This is a genomic window from Streptomyces sp. NPDC052023 (assembly GCF_044548465.1).
In the GTDB taxonomy this organism is placed as follows: domain Bacteria; phylum Actinomycetota; class Actinomycetes; order Streptomycetales; family Streptomycetaceae; genus Streptomyces.
Genome location: NZ_JBIUBW010000008.1, coordinates 114,318 through 133,965, shown reverse-complemented (window position 1 = coordinate 133,965; position 19,648 = coordinate 114,318). Strand labels below are relative to the sequence as shown.

19 protein-coding genes are annotated in these 19,648 nt (G+C 72.0%); 14 read left to right on the top strand and 5 right to left on the bottom strand.

What is annotated here, in order from left to right; translation table 11 throughout:
* Window positions 1-48: 48 nt before the first annotated feature.
* The 3 genes from ACIHCM_RS18675 to ACIHCM_RS18665 all read right to left on the bottom strand — a co-directional run bounded on the left by ACIHCM_RS18675 (window position 49) and on the right by ACIHCM_RS18665 (window position 2,605).
* On the bottom strand, window positions 49-930 hold the full coding sequence (locus tag ACIHCM_RS18675) for an LLM class F420-dependent oxidoreductase (RefSeq protein WP_399896796.1): 882 nt from the start codon (window positions 928-930) through the stop codon (window positions 49-51).
* Between the two features lie 77 nt (window positions 931-1,007).
* On the bottom strand, window positions 1,008-1,523 hold the full coding sequence (locus ACIHCM_RS18670) for a heme-degrading domain-containing protein (protein ID WP_399896793.1): 516 nt from the start codon (window positions 1,521-1,523) through the stop codon (window positions 1,008-1,010).
* The gene (locus tag ACIHCM_RS18665; protein ID WP_399896790.1) at window positions 1,520-2,605 is read right to left on the bottom strand and encodes a Gfo/Idh/MocA family oxidoreductase; all 1,086 of its coding nucleotides are present in this window, start codon (window positions 2,603-2,605) and stop codon (window positions 1,520-1,522) included. The genes ACIHCM_RS18670 and ACIHCM_RS18665 overlap by 4 nt, the downstream gene beginning before the upstream one ends.
* Window positions 2,606-2,723: 118 nt before the next feature.
* Here ACIHCM_RS18665 and ACIHCM_RS18660 point away from each other — a divergent pair, with 118 nt between their 5' ends.
* The 14 genes from ACIHCM_RS18660 (at window position 2,724) to ACIHCM_RS18595 (ending at window position 15,800) form a co-directional block, all read left to right on the top strand.
* On the top strand, window positions 2,724-3,806 hold the full coding sequence (locus ACIHCM_RS18660; protein WP_399897174.1) for an ROK family protein: 1,083 nt from the start codon (window positions 2,724-2,726) through the stop codon (window positions 3,804-3,806).
* Between the two features lie 217 nt (window positions 3,807-4,023).
* Entirely contained in the window at window positions 4,024-4,800 is a 777-nt protein-coding gene (gene map / locus ACIHCM_RS18655) for a type I methionyl aminopeptidase (protein WP_399896787.1), read from the top strand.
* A gap of 102 nt (window positions 4,801-4,902) precedes the next feature.
* Window positions 4,903-5,769, top strand: a complete 867-nt coding sequence (locus ACIHCM_RS18650) for a hypothetical protein (protein ID WP_399896784.1) — start codon at window positions 4,903-4,905, stop codon at window positions 5,767-5,769.
* A gap of 31 nt (window positions 5,770-5,800) precedes the next feature.
* The gene (locus ACIHCM_RS18645; protein WP_399896781.1) at window positions 5,801-6,556 is read left to right on the top strand and encodes a GntR family transcriptional regulator; all 756 of its coding nucleotides are present in this window, start codon (window positions 5,801-5,803) and stop codon (window positions 6,554-6,556) included.
* Between the two features lie 132 nt (window positions 6,557-6,688).
* On the top strand, window positions 6,689-7,813 hold the full coding sequence (locus tag ACIHCM_RS18640) for a TIGR03364 family FAD-dependent oxidoreductase (RefSeq protein WP_399896778.1): 1,125 nt from the start codon (window positions 6,689-6,691) through the stop codon (window positions 7,811-7,813).
* Window positions 7,814-7,818: 5 nt separating this feature from the next.
* Window positions 7,819-8,508 carry an HAD family hydrolase gene (locus ACIHCM_RS18635; protein ID WP_399896775.1) on the top strand — a complete coding sequence of 230 codons (690 nt, stop codon included), beginning with the start codon at window positions 7,819-7,821 and terminating at the stop codon, window positions 8,506-8,508.
* Window positions 8,505-9,560: an ABC transporter ATP-binding protein gene (locus tag ACIHCM_RS18630; protein ID WP_399896772.1), complete on the top strand. Its 1,056-nt coding sequence runs from the start codon at window positions 8,505-8,507 to the stop codon at window positions 9,558-9,560. Before ACIHCM_RS18635 ends, ACIHCM_RS18630 begins: the two co-directional genes overlap by 4 nt.
* Window positions 9,553-10,425: a 2-aminoethylphosphonate ABC transporter permease subunit gene (locus tag ACIHCM_RS18625; RefSeq protein ID WP_399896769.1), complete on the top strand. Its 873-nt coding sequence runs from the start codon at window positions 9,553-9,555 to the stop codon at window positions 10,423-10,425. The genes ACIHCM_RS18630 and ACIHCM_RS18625 overlap by 8 nt, the downstream gene beginning before the upstream one ends.
* Window positions 10,412-11,209 carry an ABC transporter permease gene (locus ACIHCM_RS18620; protein WP_399896766.1) on the top strand — a complete coding sequence of 266 codons (798 nt, stop codon included), beginning with the start codon at window positions 10,412-10,414 and terminating at the stop codon, window positions 11,207-11,209. Before ACIHCM_RS18625 ends, ACIHCM_RS18620 begins: the two co-directional genes overlap by 14 nt.
* A gap of 44 nt (window positions 11,210-11,253) precedes the next feature.
* On the top strand, window positions 11,254-12,315 hold the full coding sequence (locus tag ACIHCM_RS18615; RefSeq protein WP_399896763.1) for a 2-aminoethylphosphonate ABC transporter substrate-binding protein: 1,062 nt from the start codon (window positions 11,254-11,256) through the stop codon (window positions 12,313-12,315).
* Between the two features lie 208 nt (window positions 12,316-12,523).
* Entirely contained in the window at window positions 12,524-13,303 is a 780-nt protein-coding gene (locus ACIHCM_RS18610; protein ID WP_399896760.1) for an HAD-IIA family hydrolase, read from the top strand.
* Window positions 13,304-13,425: 122 nt separating this feature from the next.
* The gene (locus ACIHCM_RS18605; RefSeq protein WP_399896757.1) at window positions 13,426-13,986 is read left to right on the top strand and encodes a hypothetical protein; all 561 of its coding nucleotides are present in this window, start codon (window positions 13,426-13,428) and stop codon (window positions 13,984-13,986) included.
* A gap of 6 nt (window positions 13,987-13,992) precedes the next feature.
* A complete protein-coding gene (locus ACIHCM_RS18600; protein ID WP_399896754.1) occupies window positions 13,993-14,658 on the top strand; it encodes a class F sortase in 666 nt (221 codons plus the stop codon).
* Between the two features lie 95 nt (window positions 14,659-14,753).
* Window positions 14,754-15,800 (top strand): glycoside hydrolase family 6 protein, encoded by a 1,047-nt coding sequence (locus tag ACIHCM_RS18595; RefSeq protein WP_399896751.1) that lies wholly within the window; start codon window positions 14,754-14,756, stop codon window positions 15,798-15,800.
* On the opposite strand, the gene ACIHCM_RS18590 is transcribed toward ACIHCM_RS18595, so the two are convergent.
* Entirely contained in the window at window positions 15,797-17,734 is a 1,938-nt protein-coding gene (locus tag ACIHCM_RS18590) for a galactose oxidase-like domain-containing protein (protein WP_399896747.1), read from the bottom strand. The two genes, ACIHCM_RS18595 and ACIHCM_RS18590, sit on opposite strands and share 4 nt — an antisense overlap.
* Window positions 17,731-19,626, bottom strand: coding sequence for a glycosyltransferase family 2 protein (locus tag ACIHCM_RS18585; protein WP_399896744.1), 1,896 nt, complete (start codon window positions 19,624-19,626; stop codon window positions 17,731-17,733). Before ACIHCM_RS18585 ends, ACIHCM_RS18590 begins: the two co-directional genes overlap by 4 nt.
* Between the last annotated feature and the right edge of the window lie 22 nt (window positions 19,627-19,648).

The window sequence follows — 19,648 nt, the reverse complement described above, 5'->3', positions numbered from 1 at the left end:
GGCGCCCCCCGGCTGGGTCGCCGCCCCCCGGCCGCCGGAGCCCGCGCCTTACGCCAGCAGGCCGGCCAGCCTCCGCCAGCCCTCCCGCGGGAGCGTCTCCCTGGGCCCGGCTTCGACCACCTGGAGTGCCACGTGGTCCGCGCCCGCCGCGTGGAACGCCGCGACGCGCTCCCGGATGCTGTTCTCGTCGCCCCACGCGAACACCGCGTCGATCAGGCGGTCGCTTCCCCCGTCCGCCAGGTCCGGCTCCGTGAAGCCGTGGCGCAGGAAGTTGTTCGTGTAGTTCGGGAGCGCCAGATACATGGCCAGGTAGTCCCGGGCCACACCGCGGGCCCGGTCCGGGTCCCGCTCCAGGACGACCTTCAGCTCGGGAGCGAGCAGCGGGGCCTCGCCGAGGATCTCGCGGGCGTACGCCGTGTGTTCCGGTGTGACCAGGTAGGGGATCGCGCCGGCCGCGCGGTCCCGGGACAGTTCCAGGGTCTTCGGGCCGAGCGCGGCCAGCAGGCGGCGCTCGGCGGGTACGCCGGCCGCGTCCAGCGCGTCGAGGTAGGTGACGAGGGCCGAATAGGGGCGCCGGTACTGTTCCGCGAGCTTCGCGTGGCTGACGCCGAGACCCAGGACGAAGCGGCCGGGGTGGGCGGCCTCGAGGTCCGCGAAGGCCGCCGCGCTGTCCTTCGCCTCGTACTGCCAGATGCTCTGGATGCTGGTCCCGACGGTGATCCGCGACGTGGCGCCCACGAGGAGGGCCGCGTGCCGGGCGGCGCTGTTGCCGCCGAGCCACACGGCGCCGTAGCCGAGGTCCTCCAGTTCGGCGGCGGCGTCCGTCAGTTCGCCGCGCCGGGAGGGGTCCTCCGCGCGCAGGCCGACGCTCCAGATGCCGTACCGTCCCACCCGTTCCTTCAGCGAGGCTGCGGGGTTGTCCACGTCCATGGTGCGATCCCTCCGGTTGCCGTGACGGCCGTGACAGCTGGGCCAACCGGAGGGCCGCTCGGGATAATCCCGCGGACTCAGGCCTGATCGCCCAGAAGGTGCTCCAGCGCCTCCACCACGATGCGGTGGTCCTGGAGCTGCGGCAAGCCGGACACCGTCACCGAGCCGATCACGCCCACGCCCTCCACGGTGATCGGGAAGGAGCCGCCGTGCGCCGCGTAGGTGTCCGGGTCCAGCCGGGAGGACTCCTCGAACGTCGTGCCCTTGGCGCGGAAGCGGGCGCCCACCAGGTACGACGCGGATCCGTACCGCTCCACCACGCGGCGCTTGCGGGCGATCCAGGCGTCGTTGTCCGGGGTGGAGCCGGGCAGGGCGGCGTGGAAGAGCTGCTGGCCGGCGCGGTGGATGTCGATGGCGACCGGCGCCTGCCGTTCCCGCGCCAGCTCCACCAGCAGGGAGCCGAGCGCCCAGGCGTCGTCGAAGGTGAAACGCCGGAACACCAGGCGGCGTTCCTGGGCTTCCAGCTCCTCGACGGTGGGCGTGAGTTCGGGGGTGAGCTTCGGGGTCGTCGCGCTCGCGCGGCTGTGTGTCACAGGGTCACCGTCACTCCGTCGCGGGCCGAACGGCGGGCCGCTTCCAGTACGTCGAGGGCGGCGGCCGCCTCCAGGGCGGTCACCGGGTTGGGGGCGCCGTCGCGCAGGGCGGCGGCGATCCGCGCGTAGTAGGCGGGGTAGTCGCCTGGCAGCGTGCGCACGGGTCGGCCGCCACCGCTCAGCGGGGACTCGCCGGAGCCGACGCGGCCCCACAGGGACTCGGGTTCCGTGCCCCAGTCGGCGGTCGTGCCGGGACGCCGGCCGTCACGCAGCGCCGCCTCCTGCGGGTCGAGGCCGTACTTGACGTAACCAGCCCGCGAGCCCAGCACCCGGAAGCGCGGGCCGAGTTGGGCGGTGGTCGCGGAGACGTAGAGGTGGGAGCGGACGCCGTTCGCGTGGGTGAGCGCGATGAAGGTGTCGTCGTCCGTCTCGGCGCCCGGGCGGCGGATGTCGGCCTCGGCGTGGACGGAGGTGGCCGGGCCGAAGAGGACCAGGGCCTGGTCGACGACGTGGCTGCCCAGGTCGTAGAGCAGACCTCCGATCTCCGCGGGGTCCCCCGACTCCCGCCAGCCGCCCTTGGGTTGCGGACGCCACCGCTCGAAGCGTGACTCGAAGCGCCATACGTCGCCCAGCTCACCCTCGGCCAGGAGGTGGCGCAGCGTCAGGAAGTCGTTGTCCCAGCGGCGGTTCTGGAAGACGGACAGGAGCAGGCCGCGCTCGTCGGCGAGGGCGGCCAGCTCGCGGGCCTCGGCCGCGGTGCCGGCGACGGGCTTGTCGACGACCACCGGCAGGCCGGACTTCAGGGCTTCGGTGGCGAGGGGGACGTGCGTCCGGTTCGGGGACGCGATGACGATGAGGTCCAGTTCGCCGGCGCGCGCGAAGAGCTCGTCCGGGCTGGCGGCGACCCGCACGCCCGGGTGCTCGGCGCGGGCCTGCTGCTGCCGCTCCGGGTTCGAGGTGACCACCGTGTCCAGGGCGAGGCCCTCGGTGGAGGCGATCAGCGGGGCGTGGAAGACGGAGCCCGCGAGGCCGTAGCCGACGAGGCCGGCGCGGAGGGGCGGGCCAGGGGGTGTGCCAGTCATGCATCCACTTTCGCAACGCTGTTGCCAAAGTGCAAGCGGAGGGGACAATAGGAACGTGAACAGGCCGAACACCACCAATGGAGCGGGCGCGGGGCGGGGCGCGCGGCCCGATGTGCGACTGGGGGCGAACCTGCCGGCGGTGCGCAGTCACAACGCCGCGCTCGTCCTCGAACTCCTGCGCAGGGCAGGGACGGAGGGGGTCAGCCGGCTGGAGCTCGCCGAGCGGACCGGACTGACACCCCAGGCCGTCAGCAAGATCACCGCCCGGCTGCGGGACGAGGGGCTGCTGACGGAGGCGGGGCGCCTCGTGTCCACCGGAGGCAAGCCGCGGACGGTGCTGCGGCTGGTGCCGGGCGCCGGGCATGCCGTGGGGGTGCACCTGGACCGGGACGAACTGCGCGTGGTGCTGGTCGACCTGGCCGGCACGGTGGTGGAGGAGCGGCGCACGGAGATGGACCTCGGGGCGGGGGCGGAGGTCGTCGTGGGGGACGTGGCCGGGCTCGTCACGGAGGTTCTCGGCGGTGCCGGGGCCGCCTGGGTGTGCTCGCTGCTCGGGGCCGGAATCGCCCTGCCCGGTCCGCTGGACCATGTCCACGGGGTGCTGCACCGGGTCACCGGGTTCCCGGAGTGGGACGGCTTTCCGCTGCGCGAGGTGCTGGGGCGGCGGCTGGGGCTGCCGGTGGTCGTCGACAAGGACACCAACGCCGCCGCCCTGCGGCTGGCCGTGGCGGGTGGGGGCGGATCCTTCGCGTACCTGCACTTCGCGGCGGGCCTCGGGTGCGGGCTGGTGATCGGGGGCGCGGTGCACCGCGGGGCGCGGACCCTGGCGGGGGAGTTCGGGCACCAGGTCGTGCAGCTGGACGGGCCGGTGTGCGGGTGCGGCAACCGCGGCTGCCTCGAGGCGCTGTGTCTCGACGCCGTGGCACGCGGGGACGTGGCGGAGGCGGCGCGCGTCCTGGGGGTCGGCGCGAGCAACCTGGTCGCACTCCTCGACGTGGACTTCGTGCTGCTCGGCGGCCGCGTCGTCGCGGCCGAGCCGGAGCTGTTCGTCCGCGGCGTCGCCGGAGTCCTGGACGAACGCGCCCAGCGGACCGGGGAGGACGCGGTGCCGGTCCGGATCGCGGGGGGCGGGCGGCGCGTGGTCGCCGAGGGCGCGGCACAGCTGCTGCTGGCGCCGTTGTTCGGGCGGGGTGGGATGTGAGGGGCCGGCCGGCGCGCCCTCGGCAGGCCGGCTGCGCCCAAGGCCGTCGCCGGCCTCACCCCTCCCGGCCACGCACCGGCCCTCACGGAGCCGCCACCGCCACCGTCCCGGCCTGCGGAGCGGACCGCCGACGGCCCCGCCGCCGGCGCACGGACGCCATTCAAATACCGGTATAGTTTTACCGGTATAGTTGTTGGTTCCGCGAGGAAAGTGGCACATGATCGAGATCCTGAACCCCTCCCCGCTGGCCCGGGCGAAGGACACCGGCGCCCTGGTCGGAGACATCCTGCAGGCACTGAAGGGCCGGTGCGTGGCCGGCACGAACCTCCTGGACATCGACCGGTGGGCCAAGGCCATGATCGCCGAGGCGGGGGCCTCGTCCTGCTACGTCGACTACGCGCCGTCCTTCGGACGCGGCCCGTTCGGCCACCACATCTGCACGGCAGTCAACGACGCGGTGCTTCACGCACGCCCCTACGACCACACGCTCGCCGACGGCGACCTGCTCACCCTCGACCTCGCCGTCTCCAGGCGCGGCACCGCGGCGGACGCCGCCATCAGCTTCGTCGTGGGCGATGCGCGGCCCCCGGAGAGCATCGCGATGATCGAGGCGACCGAGCGCGCACTGGCCGCAGGGATCGCCGCCGCCCGCCCCGGAGCCCGTGTCGGCGACATCTCCCACGCCATCGGCACGGTGCTCGGAAAAGCCGGGTACCGGATCAACACCGAATTCGGGGGCCATGGCATCGGGTCGACGATGCACCAGGACCCGCACGTCGCGAACACCGGGCGACCCGGCCGTGGCTACACACTCCGCCCCGGACTGCTGCTGGCGCTGGAGCCGTGGGTCATGGCCGACACCGCCGAGCTCGTCGTCGACGCCGACGGATGGACGCTGCGCAGCGCGACGGGCTGCCGGACGGCACACAGCGAGCACACGATCGCCATCACCGAGGACGGAGCCGAGATCCTCACGCTGCCGACGCCGTCGTAGCCGCAGGGGCGCGGTGGCCGATCTGCCCGATCGGGCGGACCTGTTGGGCCGTACGGCGCGGTGTTCTCGCCGAGCCGCAGGCGGGTGGCGCGCAATGGAGACATGCGACTGTGCACGCCCGTCTCCCTCTGCCTTGCCGCAGCCGCCACCCTCCTCGGTGGAGCCGCCTCGCCCGTGCACGCGGTTCGCACGGAGGTATCGCCGGTGCACACGCTCCCCGCCTCCGTGCCGCCGGTGCGCACACCGTCCGTCCCGCCGGCGCACAAGCCCGCCGCGCGCGCCCTGCGCGCGGCCCCCGCGCCCCAGTGCGCCGCAGCGGACGACCGGCAGTTCCCGATCACCACGCGCATCGTCGGCGGGCCGGGGTCCTACGACGCCGGGGGCGGGTTCGGGACCTGGTCCATCGAGCTGGGCAACACCACCCGCAGCGCCTGCACCGGCATCCACCCGGTCGTCGTCCTCGTCGACGGCGAGCGGGCGCTGAAGCCCTCGCAGCCGCGGCTGGAGTTCTACGAGGGGGCGCGTCCCCGCGCGGTGCGGTTCGAGCGGACCGACCGGGACGAGCTGGTCGGGGTCTTCGGCGAGGGGTTCGCGGGCTTCGCCGTGCAGCCGGGGCAGACCCTCACCGTGCGGGTACGGCTGGCGTTCACCTCCGACGCCGTGGCGAACGACGTCACCGCAAACGCGGCCGTCGTGCAGCGGCGCGAGGACGACGGCGACTGGGTCGGGCAGTCGAACGACTACCGGTTCCGGGTGCGGGCGGAGTCGGCTACGGAGACGGAGGGCAGCGCCGAGCCGGACGGGGACGACCCCTCCGCGGCGGCGTCCACCGCCCCCGACAGCGGTCTCTCCTTCGCCGACGAACTCGCCCGCACCGGCCTCACCACGCCCCGTGGCGCTCTCGCCGCGACCTCCTTCCTGCTGATCGTCACCGGTGGAGCCCTGGTGATGGTGCGGAGGCGCCGCTGAGCCCGGGTGCCGCCCGTGCGACGATCCCTGCGTGGACTACCCGAACGACCAGGCCCCCGGCGCCCCCGTCCGCTACGGCATCCCGGAGCACGGCCGCATCCCCAAGTACTACGCGGTCAAGGCGCGGCTCGACCGGCTGATCGAGGACCTGGGGGAGGGCGGGCTGCTGCCCACCGAGCGTGATCTCTCCGAGCGGTACGAGGTCGCCCGCGAGACCGTGCGGCAGGCGATCCGCGAGCTGGTGCTGGAGGGCAAGCTGCGCCGGCAGGGGCGGGGCACCGTCGTCGCGGGACCCAAGCTGGAGCAGCCGCTGTCCCTGGCCAGCTACACCGAAGGGGTACGGCGCCAGGGCCGCACCCCGGGGCGAAACCTCGTCACCCTCGACCGCTTCCCCTGCCCGGACGGTCTCGCCGCCGAGACCGGGCTGCGGCGCGGCGAGGCCGTCTGGCACCTGGAGCGCCTGCTGCTCGCCGACGACGAGAGGGTCGGCCTGGAGAGCACGTACGTCGCGGTGGCCCGGGTGCCCCGGCTCGACGTGGACTTCGACCCGGACTCCTCGTTCTACGCCTGGCTCAAGGACCAGGGCATCGGCTTCGGCGACGCCGACGAGCGCATCGAGACGGTGCTGGCCACGCCGCGCGAGGCGCTGCTCATCGGTACGCCGCCCGCGCTGCCGATGCTGCTGATCCACCGGGTGTCCAGGGACACGGAAGGGGAGCCGCTGGAGCGCGTGCGGTCCCTGTACCGGGGCGACCGGTTCTCCTTCACGACGCATCTGAGGGGCTGAACCGCCCCGTCCGGATGACCTCTCGAATTATCACGAACAGATAACGGGTCTAGCCCAAACTTGATGGCTCGTTCACGCTCTCGTTGTCAGCCGGACCCTTCCGGTTCCCCGAGCGCGAGGAGCGTGGCGGACGTGAGAGTGATAGTCGTCGGAGCCGGCGTGGTGGGCACCATGCACGCCTGGCATGCAGTGAACCGTGGCCATGAGGTCGTACAGATCGAGCGCGAGGCGGAGGCTCGCGGCGCGTCCCTGCGTAATTTCGGCCAGATCTGGGTGAGTGGCCGCGCGGGGGGCGAGGAACTTCAGACCGCCCTGCGGGCCCGTGAGCTCTGGGAGGAGATCGGCGGCCGCGTCCCGGCCCTCGGCTTCCGCCCGAACGGTTCCCTGACCCCGGTCCGCGGCGACCTGGAACTCGCCGTCGCCGAGGCCGCCGTGGCCCGCCCGGACGCCGCGGCCCGCGGTTACAAGCTGCTGACCCCCGGCGAGGCCCGCGCCCTGAACCCCGCCCTGCGCGGCGCGTTCACCGCGGCCCTGTACTGCGAGCGCGACGCGGCCGTCGAGCCCCGCACCGCGCAGCTCGCCCTGCGTCAGGAGCTGCTGAAGTCCTCGCGCTACAAGTTCCTGCCCGGCCGCGAGGTCCGTGACGTCATAGGGACCAACGCCGTCCGCGACGACCACGGCGACGTCCACCAGGGCGACGTGGTCGTGCTCTGCACCGGCGCCTGGCTCGGCGGGCTGGTCCGCGAGCTGGCCGGACCCGGCCTGCCGGTCCGCCGGGTCCGGCTGCAGATGATGCAGACCGAGCCGCTCGGCGAGCCGCTCACCACCTCGATCGCCGACGCCGACAGTTTCCGCTACTACCCCGCCTACCGCGGCGCCGCCCTCGACGAACTCAACGCCGGGCAGCCGCAGCCGGAGACGGCGGCGGAGCACCGTATGCAACTGCTCATGGTGCAGCGCGCCGACGGCGGCCTCACCATCGGCGACACCCACGAGTACGAGCACCCCTTCGCCTTCGACACCCTCGAGGACCCCTACGACCACCTCACCGGTGTCGTCGAGTCCCTGCTCGGGCGCCCGCTGCCGAAGATCCGGCGCCGCTGGGCCGGGGTGTACGCCCAGTGCACCGACACCACCCGGGTCGTGCACCGGCAGCAGGTGCGCGACGGCGTGTGGCTGGTGACCGGGCCCGGTGGGCGCGGCATGACCTGCTCGCCCGCGATCGCCGAAACCACCGCGAACGAACTTGACTGGTGAACACCATGACGAACCCGACCACCGACATACGCCTCGTCGTCCTCGACATGGCCGGCACCACCGTCGCCGACGGCGGCCTCGTCGAGCGCGCCTTCGACACCGCCGCCCGTGAGCTGGGTGTCGAGCCCGGCACCCCCGGCCACGCCGGCAAGCTCGCCTACGTGCGGGCCACCATGGGCGAGTCCAAGATCTCCGTCTTCCGCCACCTGTTCGGCACCGAGGACCTCGCCCGGCGTGCCAACACCGCCTTCGAGAAGGCGTACGGCGAGCTGGTCGACGGCGGGCACATCGCCCCCGTCCCCGGCGCCCGCGAGGCCGTCGAGGAGCTCCAGGCCGGCGGCCGCACCGTCGTCCTGACCACCGGCTTCGCCCGGGTCACCCAGGACGCCGTCCTCGCCGCGCTGGGCTGGCAGGACCTGGTCCCGCTCACCCTGTGCCCCGCCGACGCGGGCGGGCGCGGGCGGCCCTTCCCGGACATGGTGCTCCAAGCCTTCCTGCGGACCAAGGCCGCCGAGCACGTCCAGCAGGTCGCGGTCGTCGGCGACACCTCGTACGACATGCTCAGCGGCGTCCGCGCCGGAGCGGGCCTCGTCGCCGGGGTCCTGACCGGAGCGCACGACGCCGGCGCGCTGCGGGCGGCCGGGGCCGGCCAGGTCCTGGACAGCGTGGCGGACCTTCCGGGAGTGCTCACGTGAGCAGCGGCATCCGCTTCGACTCGGTCACCGTCGCCTACGACGGCAACGTCGTCCTCGACTCCCTGAACCTCACCGTCGCCCCCGGCGAGGTGATGGCGCTGCTCGGGCCGTCCGGCTCCGGCAAGACCACCGCGCTGCGCGCGGTCGCCGGGTTCGTGCAGCCGGTCTCCGGGCGGGTCTTCCTCGGCGAGCGGGACGTGACCGGCCTGCCGCCGTACCGGCGGGGCATCGGGATGGTCGTCCAGCAGTACGCCCTGTTCCCGCACATGCGGGTCGAGGACAACGTCGCCTTCGGGCTGAAGGCCCGCAAGGCCGCCAGGTCCGCGATCGGCGGCCGGGTCGCCGAGGCGCTGGAGATGACCGGGATGGCGGCATACGCCCGCCGCTACCCGCGCGAGCTGTCCGGTGGCCAGCAGCAGCGCGTCGCCATCGCGCGGGCGCTGGCCATCCGGCCCGACGTCCTGCTGCTGGACGAGCCGCTGTCCGCCCTCGACGCCCAGCTGCGCTCCGGCATGCTCGCCGAACTCGCCCGGCTGCACCGGGAACTGCCCGACGTGTCGATCCTGTACGTCACCCACGACCAGGTCGAGGCGCTGACGCTGGCCGACCGGATCGCCGTGATGGACAAGGCGCGGCTCCAGGCGTGCGGCACCCCGCGCGAGCTGTACCGGGCGCCCGCCGACGAGTTCACCGCGTCCTTCGTGGGCAACGCCAACCTGCTGCCGGTCACGGTGGGACAGGGCGGCGTGGCCTTCGGGGGCACCGAGCTCAAGCTCGACACCGCCTCCGCGGCGCCGGGCGCGCGGGCCACGCTCTGCGTACGCCCCCACCTGGTCGGGCTCGGCTCCGGGCCCAACCAGCTGGCCGGGACCGTCGTCGAGATCCAGTGGCGCGGCGCCACGCACCGGCTGTACGTCGAGGTCGACGGCCACCGGGTGCTGGCGGACCTGCGGGAGCTGCGGGACCCGCCGGGCCTCGGGGACACCGTCGCCCTGCACTTCGCACCCGAGGACGCGGTGCTGCTGCCGGCGGGGGTGAGCGGCCATGGCTAGCGCGGCGATCAGGACCTCGGCGGCCGGGACCGGGGCCGGCCCCCGCAAGGCGGCTGCCTGGATCTGGGCCCTGCCCCCCGTCGCCCTGCTGGCGCTGTTCTTCCTCTACCCGCTCGCCCTGGTCGTCCAGCAGTCCCTCCAGCCGGACACCGGCGGCACCTCCGTGCAGCCCTACGCCGACGTCTTCGCCTCGGAGGCCTTCCGCGAGGCCCTGTGGACCACCGTCTGGCTGGCCGTCGCGGCCACCGCCGGATGCCTGGTCCTCGGCTTCGTCCTCGCGCTGGTCATCGCGTTCGTGCCGTTCCCCGGCGCCCGTGCGGTGTCGAAGTTCATCGACGTCTTCCTGTCCTTCCCGTCCTTCCTGATCACGCTCGCCCTGCTGTTCATCTACGGCTCGGTCGGCATGGCCAACGGACTGTGGACCGACGTGACGGGCTCGGCGCAGGGACCCTTCCAGTTCCTCACCACGCCCTGGGGGGTGCTCCTCGCGGAGATCACCTACTTCACGCCCTTCGTGATCCGCCCCCTGCTCGCGGCCTTCTCCCAGCTGGACACCGCCCAGCTGGAGGCGGCGAGTTCGCTGGGCGCCCGGGCGCCGCGGATCATCCGGCGGATCATCCTGCCGGAGGCGCTCCCGGCGCTCGCCGCGGGCGGCAGCCTCGTCCTCGTGCTCTGCCTCAACGAGTTCGGGATCGTGCTGTTCACCGGGGCGAAGGGCGTCACGACCCTGCCGATGCTCGTCTACAGCAAGGCGATCCTGGAGTCCGACTACCCGGGCGCGTGCGTGGTCGCCGTCGTCAACGTCCTGATCTCCGTGGGCCTGTACGGCCTGTACCGGGTGGTGAGCCGTCGTGCTGGTGCATAGCCGCAAGGCGAAGTGGACCGTGTGGGCGGTCTTCCTCCTCCTCTTCCTGCCGCTGTTCGCCCTGCCGCTGCTCGTCGTCCTCGGCGCCTCCTTCGCCACGAACTGGTCGAGCGTCCTGCCCTCCGGCTTCACCACCGGGCACTACTCCGCCGCCACCCGCGGCGAGGCCCTGAGGGCCCTCACCACCAGCCTGCTGACGGCGGTCACCGCGAGCGTGCTCGCCCTCGTCGCCGGCACCTGGGCGGCGCTGGCCGCCGCCGCCCTGGACAAGCGGTACCGCAAAGTGATGGACGCCCTGTTCGTGCTGCCGGTCGCCGTGCCCTCGGTGGTCGTGGGCCTGGCGATCCTGGTCGCCTTCTCCCAGCCGCCGTTCCTGCTCAACGGCACCCGCTGGATCGTGATCGCCGCCCACACCGTCCTGGTCACCGCGTTCGCCTACCAGTCGGTGTCCGCGGCGATCGTCCGCCTCGACCCGGCGTACGAGCAGGCCGCCGCCTCCCTCGGCGCCCGGCCCTCGTACGTCCTGTGGCGCGTCAGGATCCCCCTGCTGCTGCCCTCCCTGACCGCCGCCGCCGGCCTCTGCTTCGCCCTGTCCATGGGCGAGCTGAGCGCCACGATGATGCTCTATCCGCCCGACTGGACCCCGCTTCCGGTCCTCGTCTACGCGGCCACCGACCGCGGCGCCCTGTTCGCCGGGTCCGCGATCGCCGTGGTCCTGATGGCGGCGACCCTGCTGGTCCTGCTCGCCGTCTCCAGGATCCGCACCAAAGCGTCCTACCGATAACCCCGCGACCCGCCCTGTCACTCATGCAAGGAGTTCACCTCGCCATGCCCGGAAAGCAGCTCAAGCCGATCGCCGCCGTGCTCGGCAGCCTCGCCCTCGCCGCCTCCCTGTCCGCCTGCGGCGGCAGCTCCGCCGCCTCCGACGAGAAGATCGTCACCGTCTACAGCGCCGACGGCCTCAAGGGCGAGAACGGCGACGGCTGGTACGACCAGATCTTCAAGGACTTCGAGAAGGAGACCGGCATCAAGGTCGAGTACGTCGAGGGCGGCTCCGGCGAGATGGTGCAGCGCGCCGTCCGCGAGAAGCGCAACCCGCAGGCCGACGTGCTCGTCACCCTCCCGCCGTTCATCCAGCAGGCCGACAGCAAGGGCCTGCTCCAGAAGTACGCCCCGAAGGGCTCCGACCAAGTGAGCGGCGCCGACAAGTCGGCCGACGCCACGTGGACGTCGGTCGTCAACAACTACTTCGGGTTCATCCACAACAAGAAGGAGCTGAAGCAGGCCCCCACCACGTGGGAGGAACTGCTCGACGCCAAGTACAAGAACAAGCTCCAGTACTCCACGCCCGGAGTCGCCGGCGACGGCACCGCCGTGCTCATCAAGGCCATGCACGACTTCGGCGGCGAGCAGGCCGCCATGGACTACCTCGGCAAGCTCCAGGCCAACAACGTCGGCCCGTCCGCCTCCACCGGCAAGCTCGCGCCCAAGGTCGACAAGGGCGAACTGCTCGTCGCCAACGGCGATGTGCAGATGAACTTCGCCCAGTCCAAGTCCATGCCCAACCTCGGCATCTGGTTCCCGGCCCGCGAGGGCGGCAAGCCCACCTCCTTCGCGCTGCCCTACGCCGGCGGCCTGGTCACCGACGCCCCGCACAGCGAGAACGGCAGGAAGCTCCTCGACTACATGCTGAGCCAGAAGGCGCAGGCGCAGGTCAGCGAGATCGGCGGCGGCTTCGCGGCCCGCCAGGACGTCAAGGCCACCGACGCCAACGCGATCGCCCTCACCAAGCTCATGGACGGCGTCGAGATCTTCGAGCCCGACTGGAACGACATCGGCGAGAACCTGACGAAGTACGTCGACTCCTGGAAGTCGGCGACCGGCAGCTGAGCCGACCCGCACCACCGAACAGCATCGCCCGGTACCCCAAACCTGTCCACGACGGCCCGCGTCCGTTTCCGTTACACCGCGGGCAACAACTGGTACTGGGTGATCGACGGGGTCAGGATCACCCAGTCCTGACTACGCTGGGGGCGTCGGTACGCCGCGGTTCCGGCGCCCCCGCCTTTTCGCACCACGCCAGGAGTGATCGACGCACATGGCAGAACGCAAGCCCATCGACTCATGGCTCACCGACATGGACGGAGTGCTGATCCACGAGGGCGTCCCGATCCCCGGCGCCGACTCCTTCATCAAGAAGCTGCGGGAGTCCGGCAAGCCCTTCCTGGTACTCACCAACAACTCCATGTACACCCCGCGCGACCTGCACGCCCGGCTCCGCCGGATGGGCCTGGACGTGCCGATCGAGAACATCTGGACGTCCGCGCTGGCCACGGCGAAGTTCCTGGACGACCAGCGGCCGGGCGGCTCGGCCTATGTGATCGGCGAGGCGGGCCTGACCACCGCGCTGCACGACATCGGGTACATCCTCACCGACCACGAGCCGGACTACGTCGTCCTCGGCGAGACCCGCACGTACTCCTTCGAAGCCATGACCAAGGCCGTCCGGCTCATCCTGGGCGGCGCCCGATTCATCTGCACCAACCCGGACGAGACCGGCCCCTCCACCGAGGGCCCGCTCCCCGCGACCGGCGCCGTCGCCGCGCTGATCACCCAGGCCACCGGCCGCAAGCCCTACTTCGCGGGCAAGCCGAACCCCCTGATGATGCGCACGGGTCTCAACGCGATCGGCGCCCACTCCGAGACGAGCGCCATGATCGGCGACCGGATGGACACCGACGTGCTGGCGGGCATGGAGGCCGGCATGCAGACCTTCCTGGTCCTCACCGGCCTGACCCGGCCCGAGCAGGTCGAGGACTTCCCGTACCGGCCGTCGAAGATCGTCGACTCGATCGCCGACCTCGTGGAGCGGGTGTAGCCGCGCCAAACCATCTGCCGGTCGTTTCGGGGTGAAAACCACCCGGACGGAGGAGCCCCGCCCCCGCTGAGGATGCGGGGGCGGATCGTGCGGGGGAGTCTCCAGGAGTCTGGAGGTTCACGATGGGTTCACTGCGACTCACTCTCTGTACGGTCGTCCTGGCTGCCGCCGCACCCCTCACTCCGGCGGCACACGCGGCGGACGACGGTGTCTCGGTCAGCCCCTCCGTCCCGTCCCCCGGCAGCGATCTGGGGCTTCGGGTGACCGGCTGCACGGGCAGGTCGGGTGCCGCCACCTCGGCGGCCTTCGTCAGCGACGCCCGGCTCAGCGGCTCGGGCGGGACGCTGACCGGCGAGACCCGCATCCGCTCCGCGCTGGGCCGAGAGCACTCCTACGAGGTCAAGGTCACCTGCGAAGGCGAGAACGGGCCCAAGGCGATCACCGCCCCGCTCACCCTCGCCGGCGCCGCGGCCTCCCCGCCGGACGTCGCACCCCCGTCCGGTCACGCCTCACCGGTCGCCCCCGTCAAGGCGGGGGGCGGCGGCACCGCGGAGCTCGCCGCCGAGGACGCCCGGCAGACCGGCCCCAACGCGGCGCACGCCGTCACCGGACTGGTCCTGGCCGGGGTGGCCGGTGTCGCCGTCATGGGGCTGCGCAGCCGCCGCAACCGCAGGACGGGTTGACCGGTCATGTCCTCCCGGGAAGGTGTCACCGGCACCGGACGGCTGGCCACGGGCGTGGTCTGGGCGCTGCTGCTGCTCGGGCTGTGGCTGTGGGGCCGTGAGGTGACCGACGTACGGCACGGATTCACCACGCCCGCCACAGGCGACATGGCGGCGGCGGGCCGCCCGCCCATCGCCGCCCTGCCGCCCGCGGCCGAGCCCCTGAAGGGCGCGCGGCCCCAGCGCCTCGACATCCCCGGCCTCGGCGTCCAGGCGCCGGTCGTGACCCGCGGGCTCGACGCGGACGGGGCGCCCGACCCGCCGCCGTACGACCAGCCGGGAGTCGTCGGCTGGTACGGCGCCGGCGCCGAGCCGGGCACGGCCGGCACCGCGCTGATGGTGGGTCACGCCGACACCGGGACGCGCCCCGCCGTCTTCCACGGACTCGGCGCCCTGCGCCCCGGCCAGACCGTCCGGGTCGTCCGGGACGACGGCAGGGTCGCCGAGTTCACCGTGGAGGACGTCACGGTCCTCGGCCGGGACCACTTCGACGCCCACCAGGCCTACGGCGCACGGCAGCCGGGGCGTGCCGAGCTGCGGCTCATCACCTGCGGCGGCACCTTCGACCGGGCCACCGGCAGCTACACGGCGAACGTGGTCGTCTCGGCGTACCTCACCGGAACCGCTCTGTAACAGCTCGCGGCCAGGCCCGAAGGCGACCTCGTGGGAGCAACGCGGCGTATGTCAGGATTGAGCCTTGCAGACCGGTGCACCCAAGGGGGAGTTGGATGTACGGCAGCAGGGGGGCGGCCGGAGTGCGTGCGACCGCGGTGGTGCTGGGGGCGGCACTGCTCATCGCGGGTTGCGCGTCCGGCGACCAGGACGACGGCGGCACGGACGGCGGCGACGGCGCCACCGGTGCCGCGATCACCCAACAGCCCAAGGAGACCTCGCCGTTCTGGGTCAACCCGCACGGGAACGCGGCCGAGCAGGTCGCCGACTACGCGCGGGACGGCAGGAGTGCCGAGGCCGACGAGATCCGGAAGATCGCTCAGCAGCCGACCGGTGAGTGGATCGGCCCGGAGAACCCGGAGCAGGAGGCGCGCGGCTTCACCGAGGCCGCCACCAGGGCCGACCGCACGGCCCTGCTCGTCCTCTACAACATCCCGCACCGCGACTGCGGCCAGTACTCGCAAGGCGGCGCCGCGGACGGCAACGCCTACCGCGCCTGGATCGACGGCGTGGCCCGGGGCATCGGCGACCGCTCGGCGACGGTGATCCTGGAACCCGACGCGCTGCTGCACCTGGTGGACGGCTGCACGCCGGGCGAGTTCCACGAGGAGCGGTACGCCCTGCTGACGTACGCCGTCGGCAAGCTCAAGTCCCAGCGGAACACCAAGGTCTACCTGGACGCCGGCAACGCCGGCTGGGGCCACCCCGACCAGATCTTCGAACCGCTGAACAGGGCGGGCGTCGCCGAGGCCGACGGGTTCTCGGTCAACGTCTCCAACTTCTACTCCACCGCGGACTCCGTCGCCTACGGCAAGGAACTGTCCGCCAAGGTCGGCGGCAAGCACTTCGTCATCGACACCAGCCGCAACGGCAACGGCCCCTACACACAGGGCGACCCGGACGAACGCTGGTGCAACCCGCCGGGCAGGGGGCTGGGCGAAACCCCGACCACGAAGACGGCCGACCCCTCGGTGGACGCCTACCTCTGGATCAAGCGCCCCGGGGAATCCGACGGCGAATGCAAGGGCGGCCCGAAGGCGGGCGCCTGGTGGCCGGCGTACGCCCTGCGACTGGCACGTGCTTCGACGCCGCGGACGAGCTAGGGCACCCTCACCCACCGCGCCTCACTGGGCGTCCCCTCGGTGTCGGTGACGAAGAGCATGTACCACCCCGACTGCACCAGGTTCCTGTTGCCCGGCACCGTCACCGTCACCTCGTCCCCGGACACGGAGAAGTCCAGCGCGATCGAGCGCTGATCCACGTCCGTCACATGTGTCGAGGCACTCGGCCGGATCAACCGCACCCGCCTCACCGACGACGCGTCCCGCGAGGTGAACGTCGCCGACCCCCCACGCGCGACGGTCCGCGGCCCGCCACCGAGCGAGGGCCGGTACCCCCGGTACAGATAGGGCGGCGAATAGATCTCGACCCGCTGCTCGAACTCCCCGGGCCTGGTGTTCGCCGCGTCCCCGAACAGCGAGTCCGACCCGAAGAACATCACCCGACCGTCGGGCAGCAGAATCGACCCGGCGTGGTAGTTCCGACCCACCAGCGGGTCGGCCACCCGGTCGAGTTCGTTCGTCGACGGGTCGTAGAGCCGCGCCTGAAGGATGTTGGAGCCGTCGCGCCCGCGATAGTCCCGCGAGCCCCCGGAGACGAGCACGCTGTCGTCCGGGAGGATCGAGGCCTGCGGATAGCGGGTGCCCTTGTCCAGCGACGGCCCGTCGACGAACCGGGGGCGGGCCGCCTTCAGATCGGCGATCCGCGTCCGCTCGCTCGCCAGCCCGGACTCCCCGACCCCACCGCCCCCGATCACCATGTACCGCTCGTCCTGGGCGGGCGGCAGCAACACGGTGCTCGCGGTCTCCAGCATGTTCGCGTCGCTCATGCCGGGCACCTCGGTGAACCTGTTCGTCTCCACGTCCCAGATGCCCGGATCCCGGCCCACGTCGTCCGGCCCGTACCCCGCGTTCGCCCCGGAGTAGAAGATCTTGCCGTTCTGCATCAGGAACAGCGCCGGATACGTGGGGAACTGGCGTTCCTTCGGGGTGTAGCTCCACTCCTTGGTCCCGGGGTCGAAGACCTCGTTCTTGCCCGGCACCAGCTGCCCGATGTCGTCCAGCCCGGAGACGCTGAGGATCCTGCCGTCGCCCAGGGTGGTGAGCGTCGGATACCAGCGGGCCTCCTTCATCGGATCGACCTTCACGTACTTCTCCGCGACGGGGTCGAACTCGTAGGCGTCCCGGATCCCCTGGAAGTCCTTCTTGTCCAGCGCCAGCTTCTGCGCGATGCCGTACGTGTTCCGGGCGTCGGGCCCGGTCAGCCCCCGGACGCGGTAGTTGTCCTGGGTGCCGGTCTCGTACTTCGCGCCCTCCCTCGCGGCCTCGACGTAGATCCGCCCGAATCCCGGGTCGTTGCGCAGGAACCGCCCGGTCGCCTCGTCGAAGACCTTCTTCGCGCGCGGCACCAGCACCGGGTCCTTGGAGACGAAGGTCCTGCCGTTCTCCTTGCCGGTGAACCAGGTACCGGCGGGCAGTGTGATCGGCTTGTCCGGGTTCTCGTTGTAGACGATCATCAGGCCACCGGCCTTCTTCACGTCGCCCTCGAGCTTCTCGTAGCGCTTGGTGCCCCCTGCGATCAGCAGATTGCCGTTCGCCAGCTGCGTGTGCCCGGTGCAGAACAGGTCGGCGGGCGTCGGGATCTTCTTCACCGTGCCCCTGACCGGGTCCCAGAGCCGGGTGTCGAACCTCTTCGCGTCGAAGTTGTCCTGGTCGTTGCCCGAACCCGCCACCAGCAGCACCTTGCCGGTGTGCAGCAGCGCCGCGTGAATGGTGTTCTGGCGGTACTCCTCGGGGAATTCCACGATCTCCCAGCGGCCGTTCTCCGCCTTGTACCCGGGTCTGTCGATCCGGTACCGGTGGTACTTCTCGCTCCCGACCCGATAGAGCCACGGCCCGTTCATCCCGGCCACCGCGAGGACCACCGCCGTACCGATCGCTAGCCGGCGGACGCGGCGGCGGCCGGCGCGCTCGTTCACCGGGCGACTCCGTGGACCGGCGTGGGCGCGGGCACACCGTGCGCCGGCGTCGGGGCGGGCACCGCGTCCTGCGGCTCGGGGGCGCCTGCCGCGGGCCGCCGCTTCGCCTTCCGCAGCTCCCAGCGCCAGGCGAACACCGGCGTGGCGGTGACCAGCATCGCGAACGACGCCCAGGTGATCATCGCCGGGTGGGAGTGCCCGAAGTGGTGGCCGGCGGCGATCGAGGCGCCGAAGACCAGGATGAAGTACCAGTGGTAGCGGAAGGTCCCGAACCAGCGGTCCGGGCTCGCCGAGTCGCCCTTGGGCGTGACCACGAACCTGCTTCTGCGCCGCAGCGCCGCGTCGCACAGCGCCTTCGCGTACAGCGGCGCCGACAGCGCGGACATCACCATGCCGGCCACTCCGCCGGAGCCCTCCGGTTCGTGCGGCGAGACGTTGTGGCGGCGGTTCCAGACGTACAGGCCGATCTGGAGGGCGGAGGCGTTGCCGTAGAGCATCAGCCAGACCGCCGGGTCGATGTTCACGCCGGAGGCGCCGAGCCCCAGGAACAGCGCGCAGCTCAGCGCCGCGAGTATCCAGTTCAGGGCCGACATCGGGTAGAAGATGATCATCATCGTGTAGTTGAAGAGCTTGGCCGGCGGCAGCGAGTACCAGCCCTTCCAGTACTGCTTGAGGATCGTCTCGTAGGTCCCGCGTGACCAGCGCATCTGCTGGGTGAAGAAGTCCGTCCAGGCGCTCGGGCCCTCACCGACCGCGAGCACGTCCGGGGTGTAGACCGAGCGCCACTTCCGGCCTGTGGCGGGGTTGCGGTGCCGGTGGATCTCGAAGCCGGTCGCCATGTCCTCGGTGATCGAGTCGTACAGCCCGCCGATCTGCTGGAGGGCCCTGATCCGTACGGCGTTGGAGGTGCCGACGAACATCGGGGCGCCGTAGCGGTTGCCGGCCCGCTGGATCAGCGCGTGGAAGAGGAACTGCTGCGACTCGGCGGCCTTGGTGACGAACGTGTCGTAGTTGCCGTAGACCTGCGGGCCGATCACGAAGCCGACGTCCGGGTCGCGGAAGAAGCCGAGCATCCGCTCCAGGTAGTTCGGCAGCGGTACGTGGTCGGTGTCGACGGACGCGAAGAAGTCGTAGGCGTCGCCGTGCGCGTCGAGCCAGGCGTTGTAGTTGCCGTGCTTGGTCCTCGCACGGTGCGGGCCCTTGGCCTGGTTCCACCTCGCGACGCCCTTGCGGGAGAAGTGGTGCACACCGAGGCGGGCGCAGACCTCCTTGACCTCGGGGTCGTCGCCCTCGTCGAGCAGCCAGACATGCATCAGGCCCCGGTGGCGGATCCGCACGGCCGCCTGGAGGGTCCTCGTCACCATCTCCAGCGGTTCCTTGCCGGGCACGAAGGAGGTGAGGAAGGCGACCCTCGTGCCGGCCTCGGGCACCACCGGGACCGGGTCGCGGGCGACGAGCGTGGCGTGTGCGTTGGACAGCACGTTCATGCAGCGGAAGAACTCGATCAGTCCGATCGCCACGAGCATCACGACGTCGAGCGCGGGCAGGAAGTCGTGGGCCGGATGGTCACGTTCGGTCCAGTGCGCGGGTTGCAGCAGCCAGATCAGCAGCACCAGCGAGAGCAGGGGAGCGGCGGCCAGCATCAGGGCCACCCGCACGCGGTGCGGCTCCTGGGAGATCAGCGAGCGGTACCTCACCCGGTACGGCACACCGGGATCGGGCTCGGTGAGGGGGCCGGCCAGCCGGCTGTAGTGCTCGTAGTCGTAGCGCGGCAGGTTCCTCCTGAGCCGGCGGAACGTCCCCGTGTGGCCGGTCCGGTGCGAGCCCGCCCGGAGCCGGGTGGTCTGTGACGGGTCGGAGTTCTGCCGTGCGCCCGTCGGCGTCGACGTCATGAGTCATCCCCCCACACGCGGG